The organism is Streptomyces sp. NPDC014882 (assembly GCF_043081325.1).
Classification (GTDB): domain Bacteria; phylum Actinomycetota; class Actinomycetes; order Streptomycetales; family Streptomycetaceae; genus Streptomyces.
Map to the genome: position 1 here is coordinate 128427 of NZ_JBIBWL010000002.1, position 14187 is coordinate 142613.

The following is a 14187-nucleotide window of genomic DNA, read 5'->3' on the forward strand; positions in this document are numbered from 1 at the left end:
CCCATGTCCAGTAGAGCTGTCGTCATCGGTGCCGGTCTGGCCGGCATGCTGGCCGCGGCGGCCCTGTCCACCGTCGTGGACGAGGTGACCGTGCTGGAACGGGACGACCTGCCCGACGAACCCGAACACCGCAAGGGCCTGCCACAGGGCCGGCACGCCCACCTCCTCATGGCCGGCGGGCTCGCCGCCATGGAGGACCTCGTGCCGGGCGTGGACATGCGCAAGCACCTGCTCGCCGCCGGGGCCCGCGAGGTGTCCCTCAGCTCCGGCATGGTCGCCCTCACGCCCGAGGGCTGGTTCCGGCGCTGGCGCCACGAGGGGCCGCGGATGATGACGTGCAGCCGGGCCCTGCTCGACTGGGCGGTCCGGGACGCCGTACTGGCCCACACCGGGGCCCGGATCCGCAAGGGCCGGGTGCTCGACCTGACCGGCGACGCGCGGCGCGTCACCGGCGTGCGGTTCTCGGCTCCCGACGGCGACGAGGTGCTCGACGCCGACTTCGTGGTCGAGGCGAGCGGACGCGGCTCACGGGTCGTCACCTGGCTGTCGGAGCTGGGGATCTCCGGCATCCGCGAGAAGACGGTCGACGCGGGCCTGGTCAACGCCACGCGGATCTACCGCACCCCCGAGGGCGCCGAGCGGTTCCCGCTCACCATCATCCAGGCCGACCCCTACCGGGGGGTGCCCGGCCGCAGCGGCATGGTGCTGCCCATCGAGGGCGACCGGTGGATGGTCAGCCTCGCCGGGACGCGGGGCGGCGGCGAACCGCCGTCCGACCCCGACGGGTTCCTCCGGTACACGCTCGACCTGCCGCACCCTCTCGTGGGCCGGCTGATCTCGGGCGCCGAGCCGCTCACCGGTATCCACGTCAGCCGCAGCACCAGCAACCACCGGCGGTACCTGGAGAAGGCGCGGCAGTGGCCCGAGCGGTTCGTCGTCCTCGGCGACGCGCTGGCCACCTTCAACCCCGCCTACGGGCAGGGCATGTCCGTCGCCGCGCTCGGCGCGCGGGTGCTGGGCCGCGAACTGCGGCAGGCCGGCGGGACCGGCGCCGCGGGGCTCGCGCGGCGGGTGCAGCGCGGGGCCGCCTCGTCGGTCGAGGCCGCCTGGACGATGGCCGTCAGCCAGGACGTCTGGTTCCCCGGGACGCGGGGCGGGACCCCCACCGTCGCGGACCGGGTGGTCACCCGGTTCACCCGGCGGGTGATGCGGACGGCCACGGGGTCGTACGACGCGGCGGCGGCGCTGTGGGACGTCACGAGCCTGACGGCGGGGCCGCAACGGCTGCTGCGCCCGGCGGCGCTGCTGGCGACCCTGAGCGGTCCGGCGCTGCGGGCGGCGGCGGGACCGCCGTTGACCGAGGCGGAGCGGGGGATCCTGCGGGGCCTGGAGGCCGCCGGCACCGGGGCGGGGTGACCCCGGGCCCCGGCCGGGAGACCCCGAGGAGGCGTCGTTCGAGGCATCCCGGAACGGCGGACTTGGACCGGCGGAACCGGACCGGCCCGGCCTGGCCCGGACCGGCGGAACCGACACGGCCCTGCCCGGCCCGGCCCGACGTGGCCCGGACCGGCCGGCGAAGCCCGATCCCGTCGGCGGTCGTGTCGGCCGTACCAGTCGTGTCGGCCGTACCAGTCGTGCTGGTCGTGTCGGCCGTGCCGGTCGTGCCCCCTGAACGGCCGGTTGAGGGGCCGGGTCGGGGTCCGACCCCGGCACCGCCCCCTCAGCCTCCCAGCCTCTCGGCCCCTCCGCCCCTCAGCCCCTCAGCCGTCGAACGCCGGCAGGGGCAGGCCCTTGCCCGCGTCGGGGACGACCAGGAGCGAGCCCGACAGGGGGTGGGGCGACGTCAGGCCCACGCGGGCCGTCGTGACGTACAGGTCGGTCAGGCCGGGCCCGCCGAACGCGCAGGCCGTCACGCGGGGTGCCGGGAAGCGGATCACCCGGTCCAGCGCGCCCGCCGGGGTGTAGCGGCGCACCGCTCCGCCGTCCCACAGGGCCACCCACACGCATCCGTCCGCGTCGACCGTCAGCCCGTCGGGGAAGCCGGCGCCCTCCTCGATCACGGCGAAGGGGCGGCGGTTCGTCACCCGGCCGTCGGCGTGGTCGAAGACGTCGACGCGGCGGGTCGGGGAGTCGATGTAGTACATCAGCGTGCCGCAGGGGCTCCAGCCCGTCCCGTTGCTCACCGCGACGTCGTCGAGGACCACGGAGACCGAGCCGTCCCCGGTGATCCGGGAGAGGGACCCCCCGCCCGGCGCCTCGTCGTAGCGCATCGTGCCGGCCCAGAGCGAGCCGTCCGGCGCGACGGCCGCGTCGTTGGCGCGGCGGCCGGGGACCGGCTCGTGGTGGAGCCAGCGGAAGCCGCCGTCCTCGTCCAGGAGGCCCACGCCGTCGCGGAGGTTGAGGACCAGGCCGCCGCCCGCGCGCGGCTTGGCCGCGCCCACGTGCTGGTCGGTGACGCGCACCGTGCGGCGGCCCGTCGACGGGTCGTAGGCGTGCAGGCGCGAGCCGAGGATGTCGAGCCACAGGAGGCGGCCGCCGGCCGGGTCCCAGGTCGGGCCCTCGCCGAGGGCGGCCTCCGCGCGGACGGCGACGTCGAACGTGTTCGTCATGCCGCGCTCCGGTAGCCGAGCTGCTCGGACAGTTCGGCCGCGCCCTTGGCCGCGAGCTGCTCCAGCTCGATGCGGCGCTCGTCGCTCCAGCGGATCATGGGGACGGAGATCGACAGCGCGGCCACGACCCGGCCGGTGCGGTCGCGCACCGGGGCCGCCACGCAGCTGACGTCGGGGTTCGACTCCCGGTTCTCGACCGCGACGCCCCGCTCCCGGATCCCCGCCAGGGCCTCCCGCAGGGCGCCGGGGTCGGTGATGCTGTTGGGCGTCATGGCGACCAGGTCGGCGTCGTCGGGGATCCGCGCGCCCAGCTCGGTGTCGGAGAGGGAGGCGAGCAGCATCTTGCCGACGGAGGTGCAGTGCGCGGGCAGGCGCCGGCCCGCCGCCGACACCATGCGCACGGCGTGGGTGGAGTCGACCTTCGCGATGTAGATGACGTCCGTGCCCTCCAGGATCGCCACGTGGACCGTCTCGTCGCAGGTCTCGGCGACGGTGCGGGCCACCTGCTGGCCCTCGGCGGCCAGGTCGAGCTGCTCGGCGTACCGGCTGCCGAGCTGGTACGGCCGCACGCCGAGGCGGTAGCGTCCGGGCTGTCCGGGGACGGTGACGATGTACGACCGGGCGGCGAGCGTGGTGACCAGCTCGTGCACGGTGGTGCGCGGCAGCTGGAGCCGGCGCACGATGTCGGGGGCGGAGAGCGTGCCGTCCCCGTCGAGGAAGAGCTCGAGGATGTCGAGAGCCCGGGTAACGGCAGGTACCAGTCGTCCCACGGCCGGCCCCCTCCCTTGGTTCGTCTCAGGCCTGCGTTCGAAATCTCAACAGACGATCGGCATGACGAACACAGGCTAGTCACACAGCGAGGTGCCGGGCAATGGCCGGGGACGGGATACCGAACACCGCGCCGGCCCACCACCGGTACGCGGACGGCTGCGCGGCCCGGCCGACGGGCAGGCACGTCGCCCGGCGGGCGGCTGCGCGGCCCGCCGGTCCCCGGCCTTCACGGCGCCGGACCGGGAGGGGATGCGGCGGGAGGTGGCCGCCGAGTTCACCTGGGGGCTGCCGCAGCGGACGGCGGTGCGGGGGCAGGCCCCGAGGAACCCCGGCCTGCGGAGGCGGCGGAGGGAGTGGAGGGGGTGGATGCGGAGGCGGCGGCCGCCGCCGCGAGGACCGCCTCCACCACCCGCGGCACCGACTGCGGGTGCAGGAACAGGAAGAGGTTCGGTTCCACCAGTTCCAGTTCCATCACCCGCGGCCGGCCGTCGTCGCCGTCCACCAGGTCGACGCGCGCGTACAGCAGCTCGGGCGCACCCGGTACGGCGGCCAGCGCCCGCTCGGCCACGTCGAGTTCGGCCGCCGTCGGGGTCCAGGGCTCCAGCCCCGGATGGGCGACCTTGGCCGCGTCGAACGCGGTCCCGGGCGCGAGCACGGCCCGCTTGCGGCTGGCGTGCAGCAGGCGGCCCCCGAAGAACTGCAGGGCCCGCTCCCCCGCCGTGTCGATGCTGCGCGCGTACGGCTGCACCATCGCCGTCAGCCCCTCCTCGTGCATGCGCGCCAGGTGGCGTACGGCGGTGTCGTGCCGGTCGGGGGTGTAGCGGGCGGCGTAGCGGGCGCCGGCGCCCGAGGTCGGCTTGACGACGTACTCGTGGTCACCGGGCAGGTCGACCGGGTCGCCGGGGGCGAGGTAGCGGGTGGGGACGACGGGTGTCCCGGCCGCCGCGAGCTCGCCGAGGTAGCGCTTGTCCGTGTTCCAGCGCACGACGGCGGCCGGATTCGCCAGCCGGGTCGCCGCGGCGCAGCGCTCCGCCCACGCCGTGAACTCGGCCGCGCGCCAGCTGTAGTCCCAGGTGGAGCGGATCAGGGCGAGGTCGTAGGAGGCCCAGTCGGCGTCGGCGTCGTCCCAGCACACGGCCTCCGCCCCGGCCCCGGCCTCCTCCAGCGCCCGCACCAGGACCGGCAGGTCACGGTCCTTGCTGGGCTCCGGCCGGGGGTCGTAGGTGACGAGGGCGACTCGGGGCACGGCGGGGCTCCATTCTCACGACGGGCACGGACCCGCAGGCTAACCGCCGCCCGCGCAACCGCCGCAACCCGCTTGACCCTCCCCCTCGGGGAAGCCCCAGCATCGGTGGCGGAACGGACACGGGAACGGAGTGCGCATGCACATGCTGACGATCGGGGCCTTCGCGAAGGCCTCCCGGCTGTCGCCGAAGGCACTGCGGCTCTACGACGAGCTGGAACTGCTGCGCCCCGCGCGGGTCGACCCCGCCACCGGCTACCGCTACTACACCACCGACCAGCTGGAGCGGGCGCGGCTGGTGGCGTGGCTGCGGCGGCTGGGGATGCCGCTCGCGCGGATCCGCGAGGTGTGCGCGCTCGACCCGGCGGCCGCCGCCGGGGAGGTCCGCGCCCACTGGGCGCGGGTCGAGGCGGAGACGGCCGTACGGCGTGACCTCGCGGCGTTCCTCGTGGACCAGTTGTCGCACACGTCCCGGACACCCCGGGCGTCGAGGGAGGACACCACCATGCTGGAACTTCGCCACTCGGCCGGTTCGGACCGGGGCCGGGTCCGCCCGGAGAACCAGGACACGGCGTACGCGGGCGGCCGGCTGCTCGCGGTCGCGGACGGCTTCGGGCCGGCGGGCGCCCCCGCCGGCGGGGCGGCCGTGGCGGCCCTGCGGTTCCTGGACACCGAGGAGATGCCGGCGGGGGAGGTCCTCGATCTCCTGGAGGACGCCGTGCGCGACGCGAACGACGCGGTGCGCGACGCGGCGGACGGCGCGGACGGCACGGGTACGACCCTGACGGCCCTGGTGCGGACGGGCTCCCGCCTCGCCCTGGTCCACATCGGGGACTCCCGCGCCTACCTCCTGCGCGACGGCGCCCTGTTCCTCATCACCCACGACCACACGGTCGTCCAGTCGATGGTCGACGAGGGCCGGCTGACCGCCGAGGAGGCCGCCACCCACCCCCGGCGCGCCCTCCTCCTGAAGGCCCTGACCGGCGCCGCGCCCCCGCACGTGGAGCTGCGCCTGCACGACGCCCGCGCCGGCGACCGCTACCTCCTGTGCTCCGACGGCCTGTCGACGGTGGTCCCCGAGTCCCGGATCCGCTCCCTGCTCACCGAGGTCCCCTCGCCCGCCGGCACGGTCCGCGCCCTGCTCGCCGAGGCGAACGGCGCGGGCGGCCCGGACAACGTGAGCTGCGTGGTGGCCGACGTGGTGGAGGCGGCCTGACCCGGGCTCCGGCCCTCGACCCGGCCCGCACTCCGGGCGCGTTCCGATCCACGCAGGGCCCGCAGGTGCCGCTCGCCGCCCGGCGGACGTGACCGGCGTCGCCCTCCGGGAGCGACGGACCGGGCCGGTCATGGGGTAGGAACGACCGTGTCGTCCCCTGCCCGAGGAGTGTTCCGGTGTCCTCTCTCTTCCCGGCCCTGTCGGACCCGTCGTCCGGTCCGCCGGCCGACCGTGCGGCCCTGCGGTTCGGTGACCGGTCCCTGACGTACGCCGAACTCGCCGGTGCGGCGGGCTCCCTGGCCGAGCGGCTGCCGGGCGGCGGCGCGCGGGTCGCCGTGTGGGCGACGGCCGCGCCGGAGACGGCGGTGGCCGTCGTGGCGGCCCTGGAGGCCGGGGTGCCGGTGGTGCCGCTCAACCCGAAGTCCGGGGAGAGGGAACTCGCGCACATCCTGTCCGACAGCGCGCCCGCGCTCCTGCTGACCGAGCCGGGGGCCGTGCTGCCGGCCGCCGCGGGCGGGGTGCCGCGCGTCGAGGTGGACGTGCGGGCATCCGGCCGGCTCCCCGGCCGCGCGCCCGTGGACCCCGTGGACCCCGTGGACGACGAGGACCCCGCGCTCGTCGTCTACACCTCCGGCACCACGGGCCCGCCCAAGGGCGCGGTCATCCCCCGGCGGGCGGTCGCGGCGACGCTGGACGCGCTCGCCGACGCCTGGCGGTGGACCGGCGAGGACGTGCTGGTGCACGGGCTGCCGCTGTTCCACGTGCACGGGCTGGTGCTGGGCGTCCTGGGGCCGCTGCGGCGCGGGGGGTCGGTGCGGCACCTGGGACGGTTCTCCCCCGAGGGGGTGGCCCGGGAGCTGAACGGCGGCGCCACCATGCTGTTCGGGGTGCCGACCATGTACCACCGGCTCGCCGAGGCCCTCCCCGGCGACCCCGGGCTCGCCGAGGCGCTCGGCCGGGCCCGGCTGCTCGTCTCCGGCTCCGCCGCGCTGCCGGTGCACGACCACGAGCGCATCACGGCCGCGACCGGGCAGCGGGTGATCGAGCGGTACGGCATGACGGAGACGCTGATGAACACCTCCGTGCGCGCCGACGGCGCGCCCCGCGCGGGCACGGTCGGGGTGCCGCTCCCGGGCGTGGAGCTGCGGCTCGTGGAGGAGGACGGGACGCCCCTGGCGTCGTACGACGGGGAGAGCGTCGGGGAGATCCAGGTGCGCGGGCCGAACCTGTTCACCGGGTACCTGAACCGGCCGGACGCCACGGCGGCGGCGTTCACCGCCGACGGCTGGTTCCGGACCGGGGACATGGCGGTGCGGGACCCCGACGGGTACGTGCGGATCGTGGGGCGCAAGGCCACCGACCTGATCAAGAGCGGCGGTTACAAGATCGGCGCCGGGGAGATCGAGAACGCGCTGCTGGAGCATCCGGGCGTGCGGGAGGCCGCCGTCACCGGGGAGCCGGACGCCGACCTCGGGGAGCGGGTCGTGGCGTGGGTCGTGCCCGTCGACCGGCACTCGCCACCCGGCGAGGAGGAGTTGGCCGGCCACGTGGCGCGGCGGCTCGCCCCGCACAAGCGGCCCCGCACCGTGCGGTACCTCGACGTGCTGCCCCGCAACGACATGGGGAAGATCATGAAGCGGGCGCTGCCGTCATGAGCGGCCCGCCCCGGCTCTCCGCGCGCGAGGTCCTCGCCCTCGTCGGCGACTCCCCCGCCGCCTTCGACGAACTCCCCCGGCCGGCGCGCGAGTCCGCCCCCGACGGCCCACTGGGCTGGCCCGGCTACGACGCCTCGCGCGCCCGCGGCACCGAGCGGACCGGGGAGACGGAGTCCGTGGTCTGCGGCGTCGGCGTCGTCGGCGGCACCCGCGCCGTGCTGATCGCCTTCGAGTTCGGTTTCCTGGGCGGTTCGCTGGGCGAACGCACCGGCGACCGGCTGGAGGCGGCGTACCGCCACGCCCGCGACCACCGGCTGCCGGTCGTCGCGCTGGTCGCCACCGGCGGCTCGCGGATGCAGGAGGGCATGATCGCCCTCACCCAACTCCAGCGCGTGGCACGGCAGTCGGCGCTGACCCGGCAGGCCGGGCTGGCGCAGATCGCCGTGCTGCGCGATCCGACGACCGGCGGCGGCTGGGCCACCCTGGGCGCGGGCGCCGACGTGGTGCTCGCCCTGCCGGGCGCCCAGGTCGGCTTCGCCGGGTCGCGGGTGCGGCCGCCGGACGCCGACCCCGCCGCCTACACCGCCGAGGCGCAGGTGGCGGCGGGCTCGGCGGACGCCGTCGTGGAGCCCGGGGCGCTGCGGGAGACGCTGGGGCGGTGGCTGCGGCTGCTGACCCGCCCGTCCGAGGAGCCCGCGCCGGTACCCCGCGCCCTGGGCGCGCAGGACCTTCCGGCCACCGGCTGGGACGCCGTCCTGCGCGCCCGCTCGCCCCGGCGCCCGCGCGCCGACGCCTACCTGGACGCCTACTTCACCCTGCGCGCCGCGATCGGCGGCGACCGCTGCGGCGGCACCGACCCGGACGGCATGCTGTGCGGCTTCGGCGAGCACCGGGGCCGTACCGTCGCCTACGCCGCCCAGACCGGGGCCGCGACCCGGCCCGCCGGCTACCGCACCGCCACCCGGCTGATCCGGCTCGCGGACCGGCTCGGCATCCCGGTGCTGACCCTGGTGGACACGCCGGGCGCGGCCAACGACGCCGAGGCGGAGCGGCAGGGCGCGGGCGCGGCGATCGCCGAACTGTTCGGCGCGGTGGCCACCGCGCGGACGCCCCTCACCACACTGGTGATCGGCGAGGGCGGGTCCGGGGGCGCGCTGGCGCTGGCCGCGCCCGGCCGGACCTGGGCCACCCCGGACAGCTACTTCTCGGTCATCGCGCCGGAGGCGGCCGCCGCGATCCTGAAGCGGCCGCCCGACGAGGTCGAGGCGACGGCCGGCCGGCTCCGCATCCGGCCGCAGGACCTGGCGGAGCTGGGGGTGGTCCGCACGGACCTGCCGTGAGGATGCCGGCGTCCCGGCGCGGGCCGCGGCGACGGGGCGTGCGCGAGGAGGCCGTACGCCGCCGTGGGGAGCCGTACCGGCTGCCGCCGCACGCGTCGGCGCGGCGGCCGGGGTGCCGATCGGGGCCACGGTGGCGGGGCCGACCGCCGTCGACGGTCCGGACCGCGGTTCACCGGCCTCACGCGCAGTCCCACCGTGGAGCAGGAGCAGGAGCTGCGGGCCGCCGGACGTCGAGCGTCGGGTACCGGGTGGCCGTCCGGTCGCCGGCGGAGGTGCCGGAGACGGCGCGCGCCCGGCAGGGCCCCGGTCCTGGGCACGAGGCAGCGGGGCAGTGGGGCAACCGGGCATCGGGGCATCGGGGCATCGGGGCATCGGGGCATCGGATCGAATCGCCGAACGGGTGGCGGACCCCCCGTTCGGCGGCTCCCCGCCCGGCCCCCTCCAGGGGGCGCCCGCCCTGCCGCCCCCGCACCATGCGAGGGAGGGTCACCACCCGGCGGCCCGCTCACGAAGGCCCGGCGGCCGCCACGGCCTGTGCTCTCGGGAGGACCTTCATGACCACCACCGGTCTGGAGCAGCTGCGCCGCTGCCACTTCGCCGTCGACCTGGGCGCGGCGCGGACGCGGGTGTACGTCAAGGGGGCCGGCCTCGTCGTCGACCAGCCGTCCGTCGCCGCCGTGAACACCCGCACCGGCGCGCTGATCGCGGTCGGCGAGTTCGCCGAGAGGATGACCGGCCGCACCCCGCACTACATCCGCGTCGTCCGCCCGGTCTCCGGGGGCACGGTCGTCGACATCGAGATGGCGCAGCGCATGCTGCGGCACCTGATCGGCGACAAGACCCGCCGCCAGCTGCGCCGCAAGCCGTTCCTGCGGGCCGCCGCCTGCACCCCGCACGACGCCGACCCGCTGGCCCGGCGGGCGGCCGTCGAGACGCTCGTCGGGCTCGGCGCCCGGCGCGTCGAACTCGTCGACACCCTCATCGCCGCCGCCGTCGGCTGCGGGCTGCCCGTGGAGCGGCCCGAAGCCACCATGATCATGGTGTGCGGGGCGGCCGCCACCCAGGTCGCCGTCCTCTCCCTCGGCTCGATCGTGACCGCCGAACGCATCCCCGTGGGCGGCGAGGCCGTGGACCACGCGATCGTCCAGCACCTGCGCCACGAACACGAGCTGATGCTCCCCAGCCAGTCCGTGCGGCCGCTCCAGCTGGCCCTGTCCGGCAACGGTCTCACCCCGGAGGGCCCGGCCTCCACGGAGATCCACGGCCGGGACGTCGCCACCGGTCTGGCCCGGTCCGTACGGGTCGACACCGCGGCCGTCCGGGGCGCCATCGAGACCCCGCTGACCGCCGTCCTGGACGGCATCGGACGGGTGCTGCGGGACTGCCCCCCGGACCTGGTGGCCGACCTGGCCGACCGCGGGATCATGATGGTCGGCGGCTCCGCCCTGCTGCCCGGCTTCGACCAGATGCTCCGGGAGGCCACCGGCATGCCGGTGCACATCGCCGAACGGCCCGACATCTGCGCCGCCCAGGGTCTGGGCGCGATGCTGGAGGGGAAGGTCGAGCCCCTCACCCTGCGGCCCATCGCGACCGCCTGACGCCCCGCCGGCCTCCGTGCCCGGGGCCGGCGCACGGCCACCGGCCTGCCGGGACGGGCCCGCGACCGGCGCACGGGCCCCGGCGCGGCCCCGTTCCCGGCCGACGGCCGTGCGTGGGCCCGGGGCACGAGCCCCGTGGCGTCGGCCCCGGGCGCGAGCCCCGCGCGTCAGCCGTGCGGTGCGCCGCCCTGGCCTACGCCGCGAGCGTGTGACCGGGGTGCAGGACGACCTTGGTGTAGCCCTCCACCCGCTGGTCGAACTTCTCGTACGCCCCCGGTGCCTCCTCCAGCGACACCTCGTGGGAGACCACGAAGCTGGGCTCGGCGCGCCCCGCGATGATCATGTCGCGCAGCTGGCGGTTGTACCGCTTGACGTTGCACTGGCCGGTGCCCATCTGCTGGCCCTTCTCGAACATCTTGCCGATGGAGACCAGCAGTTGGCCGCGCTTGGCGTGCTCGTCGGGCGCGCCCGGGTCGGACGGCACGTACAGGCCCGGTATGCCGAGCATGCCCGTCGGCCGGACCGTCTCCACGAGGGTGTTGAGGACGACGGCGGGTTCCTCGTGGCTCGCGTCGTGCGCCTGGGCCTGGTAGCCGACGGCGTCGACGCCCTTGTCGGTCCCCTCCCCGTTCGTCTGTTCCTTGATCTGCTCGGTCGGGTCGCCCTGGGTGAAGTCGATCGGAACGACCCCGATCTCCTCGGCCTTGGCGAGCCGCTCGGGCACCCGGTCCACGCAGAACACCTTCGCCGCGCCGCGCAGCATCGCGGAGTACGCGGCCATCAGCCCGACCGGGCCGGCGCCGAAGACGGCCACGGTCTCGCCGGGGGACACCTGGGCGAGTTCGCACCCGTGGTAGCCGGTCGGGAAGATGTCGGCGAGCAGCACGAAGTCGGTCTCGAACTCGTCGCCCGGCGGCAGCTTCAGACAGTTGAAGTCGGCGTACGGCACCCGCAGCCGCTCGGCCTGCCCGCCGGTGTACGGCCCCATGGCCACATAGCCGTAAGCCCCGCCGGCGAAGCCGGGATTGACCGTCAGGCAGAAGCCGGTCCTCCCGGCGAGGCAGTTCTTGCAGAATCCGCAGGCGACGTTGAAGGGCATGACGACCCGGTCACCCTCGGACAGGGAGGTCACGCCCGAGCCGACCTCCTCGACGATGCCGAGGTTCTCGTGCCCGAACACGATGCCCGCCTCGGCCGCGGTCCGGCCCTCGTACATGTGCAGGTCGGAACCGCAGATGGCGGAGGACGTGACGCGTACCAGCACGTCGTTCGGGTGCTGGATCCGTGGGTCCTCGACCTCCCTGACGGTGACGCTGAAGGGCTTCTCGTAGACGACGGCTTTCACCTGGCTCACCTCCGCGTGGAGCGTCGGACGACGGTGGACCGCCCCGGCCGAGGCCCTCGACGGCACGCGCCAACGGCCCCTCGGTCCGTTCCGCAGTCCCAGGCGCTCCGGCTCCCACTGACACTTCCAGGGAACGCCCGTCCCGCACGCGCTGCAACTTCCCACCGGTTCCCACCGGGCACCCCGCGCGGAAGGCGCACGCGGTGCCGGGAGACGCGGCAGAGGGCGGCACGCGGTGCCGTCGAGGACGTGGCAAGGACACGGCGGGAACGCGACGGGGACACGGCCGGGACGCGGCACGCCGGTCCACCGCCGCGCCGTACGGAGCGGCCGGCCGGTCCATCGCCGCGCCGCACCGCGCCGTACCGCGCCGCACCGAGCGGCCGGCCCCGCGCGCCCGTCCGGCGCAACCGTCCCGCCGACAACAAGCGGTTACGAACCGTTCACGACAGGACCAACATCGTCCCGTGCTGCACTAGCCTCTTCACACTCCACGAAAGTGAACCGACTTGCGCCGAGCACCACTTGGGGGAACACACGTGCCAGATCAGCGGTCGTCGGCATCGGACCCGGCGGCGAGTGAGGCCGCCGCGCTGCGGCAGGCGGGCGCCTCACCCCTGCGTCCGGACGACCCCGAGCAGGTCGGCCCCTACGTGCCGTCGGCCCGGCTGGGCAGCGGCGGCATGGGACGCGTCTACCTGGCACGCCCCGTCGACGGCAGTCCCGGCCTGGTCGCCCTGAAGGTGATCCGGCCGGAGTACGCGGAGGACCCCCGGTTCCGGCGCCGGTTCGAACGGGAGGCGGCCGTGCACGCCAGGCTGCGCACCCCGCACGCGCCGAAGCTGTGCGGCACCGGGTTCCGGGACGAACTGCTGTGGATGGCCACCGAGTACCTCCCCGGACCGGACCTCGCGCAGGCCGTGCGGGAGGACGGCGCGCTCGCCGCCGCCACGGTCTGGCAGGTGGCGGAGCACCTCGCGCGGGCCCTGTGCGAACTCGCCGCCGCGGACATCGTCCACCGTGACCTCAAGCCGTCCAACGTCCTGCTCACCCTCCGCGGCGCGCACCTCATCGACTTCGGCATCTCCAGGGCGGCGGAGGCGAGCTCGATCACCGGCACGGGCAACCGGGTCGGCACGCCCGCCTACATGTCGCCGGAGCACCTCAGGACGGGCCGCTCCACCCCGGCGTCGGACGTGTTCTCGCTGGCGGGGACACTGGTCTTCGCCGCGTCCGGACGGGCCCCGTTCGGCGACGGGACCGGCGTCGACGTCATGCACCGGGTCGCCTTCGAGGAACCCGACCGGGACCTGCTCGGCGAGATCTCGTCGGCGGACCCGGCGCTCGGCTCCCTGCTGTCGGCGTGCCTGGCCAAGGAGCCCGGCCGGCGCCCCACCCCGGCGGAACTCCTGCGGACGGCCGCGCGGCACGCCGGCCCGCCCGGCTGGCCGGACCCGCTGGGCGCCAGGGTCCTGGCCCGGCAGCGGGCGTACGAGGTGCTGTTCCGCCTCCCGGTCGACCGCAGGGCCCGCTTAGCCCGCCCGACGCCGGCGCCGCCCCCACCGCCCGCGGAACCGACGCCCCCGCCCGCGGCGGGGCCCCCGCCCGGCGCTCCTCGCGGCGGCCGGTACCGCAAGCCGCTGCTGGCCGGCGCCGCCGCCGTCGTCCTCTGTCTGACCGCCGCGGGCGTCCACACGCTCACCGGCCAGGACTCCCCCGCCACGGCCCACTCCCCCGGATCGGCCGCGACCGGCCCCGCCGGTCCCGGCGCGGGTTCCGGCGGCATCACCTCCTCCCCCTCGCGCCACGCCCTCAGCGGCACCTCCGCCAGGGGCGGCAGCGCGGCCCGCCCCGACGGCTCCGCCGGCGAGACCTCCGGCTCCCTCGCCACCGTCGGCCCGTCCTCCCCGTTCCCCCCGTCCTTCCCGTCCTTCCCGTCCCTCTCCGGCGGCCGTACGTCCGCCTCCGCCGCCCCACCGGCCGGCCCCGGCGCCTCCACCGCCCCGGCCCCGGCCCCGAGCAGCCCCGCCGCGGATCCCGTGACCGCGCCCTGGAACACCGACTGCACCCACTACCTCGGCAGCGGCCGCACCCAGCGGGGCGACACCGGCAGACGCGTCCTGCAGGTGCAGTGCATGCTGACGGAGCGCGGCTACGGCCTCGCCGGCGGCGACGCCGAGGGCGACTTCGGCTCCGGCACGGAGACCGCCGTACGCGACTTCCAGGACGACCGGGGACTGACCGCCGACGGCGTCGTCGGCCACGCCACCTGGACGGCCCTGCGCGCCGAGGACTGAGGAACCGACACCGGCTCAGGACGCAACGGGCCAGGGCCGGTTGAGTCCACCTGATCTCCCTTCTCACCCCCGTGACCTGCGGCGAGAGTAGTTCCTGCCACCGGGCGCACCAC

The 14187-nt window shown here is 76.1% G+C and carries 10 protein-coding genes; 6 read left to right on the top strand and 4 right to left on the bottom strand.

What is annotated here, in order from left to right:
- Window positions 1-3: 3 nt before the first annotated feature.
- A complete protein-coding gene (locus ACF09K_RS05230; RefSeq protein ID WP_392241151.1) occupies window positions 4-1416 on the top strand; it encodes an FAD-dependent oxidoreductase in 1413 nt (470 codons plus the stop codon).
- 344 nt (window positions 1417-1760) lie between these two features.
- On the opposite strand, the gene ACF09K_RS05235 is transcribed toward ACF09K_RS05230, so the two are convergent.
- From ACF09K_RS05235 to ACF09K_RS05245, 3 genes are all read right to left on the bottom strand, one after another.
- Window positions 1761-2609 carry an SMP-30/gluconolactonase/LRE family protein gene (locus ACF09K_RS05235; RefSeq protein WP_392241152.1) on the bottom strand — a complete coding sequence of 283 codons (849 nt, stop codon included), beginning with the start codon at window positions 2607-2609 and terminating at the stop codon, window positions 1761-1763.
- The gene (locus ACF09K_RS05240; RefSeq protein ID WP_392241153.1) at window positions 2606-3379 is read right to left on the bottom strand and encodes an IclR family transcriptional regulator; all 774 of its coding nucleotides are present in this window, start codon (window positions 3377-3379) and stop codon (window positions 2606-2608) included. The genes ACF09K_RS05235 and ACF09K_RS05240 overlap by 4 nt, the downstream gene beginning before the upstream one ends.
- A 275-nt stretch (window positions 3380-3654) precedes the next feature.
- A complete protein-coding gene (locus ACF09K_RS05245) occupies window positions 3655-4626 on the bottom strand; it encodes a RimK family alpha-L-glutamate ligase (RefSeq protein ID WP_392241154.1) in 972 nt (323 codons plus the stop codon).
- Window positions 4627-4762: 136 nt separating this feature from the next.
- On the opposite strand from ACF09K_RS05245, the gene ACF09K_RS05250 reads away from it, so the two are divergent.
- The 4 genes from ACF09K_RS05250 to ACF09K_RS05265 all read left to right on the top strand — a co-directional run bounded on the left by ACF09K_RS05250 (window position 4763) and on the right by ACF09K_RS05265 (window position 10432).
- Window positions 4763-5839: a MerR family transcriptional regulator gene (locus ACF09K_RS05250; RefSeq protein WP_392241155.1), complete on the top strand. Its 1077-nt coding sequence runs from the start codon at window positions 4763-4765 to the stop codon at window positions 5837-5839.
- A gap of 176 nt (window positions 5840-6015) precedes the next feature.
- Window positions 6016-7494, top strand: a complete 1479-nt coding sequence (locus ACF09K_RS05255) for an acyl-CoA synthetase (protein ID WP_392241156.1) — start codon at window positions 6016-6018, stop codon at window positions 7492-7494.
- Window positions 7491-8834, top strand: coding sequence for a carboxyl transferase domain-containing protein (locus tag ACF09K_RS05260; protein ID WP_392241157.1), 1344 nt, complete (start codon window positions 7491-7493; stop codon window positions 8832-8834). Before ACF09K_RS05255 ends, ACF09K_RS05260 begins: the two co-directional genes overlap by 4 nt.
- A gap of 554 nt (window positions 8835-9388) precedes the next feature.
- The gene (locus ACF09K_RS05265) at window positions 9389-10432 is read left to right on the top strand and encodes a rod shape-determining protein (protein ID WP_392241158.1); all 1044 of its coding nucleotides are present in this window, start codon (window positions 9389-9391) and stop codon (window positions 10430-10432) included.
- A gap of 193 nt (window positions 10433-10625) precedes the next feature.
- Here the strand turns inward: ACF09K_RS05265 and ACF09K_RS05270 are convergent, their stop codons facing one another.
- The gene (locus ACF09K_RS05270; RefSeq protein ID WP_392241630.1) at window positions 10626-11777 is read right to left on the bottom strand and encodes a glutathione-independent formaldehyde dehydrogenase; all 1152 of its coding nucleotides are present in this window, start codon (window positions 11775-11777) and stop codon (window positions 10626-10628) included.
- A 539-nt stretch (window positions 11778-12316) separates the two neighbouring features.
- On the opposite strand from ACF09K_RS05270, the gene ACF09K_RS05275 reads away from it, so the two are divergent.
- Window positions 12317-14074 (top strand): protein kinase, encoded by a 1758-nt coding sequence (locus ACF09K_RS05275; protein WP_392241159.1) that lies wholly within the window; start codon window positions 12317-12319, stop codon window positions 14072-14074.
- Window positions 14075-14187: the final 113 nt, after the last annotated feature.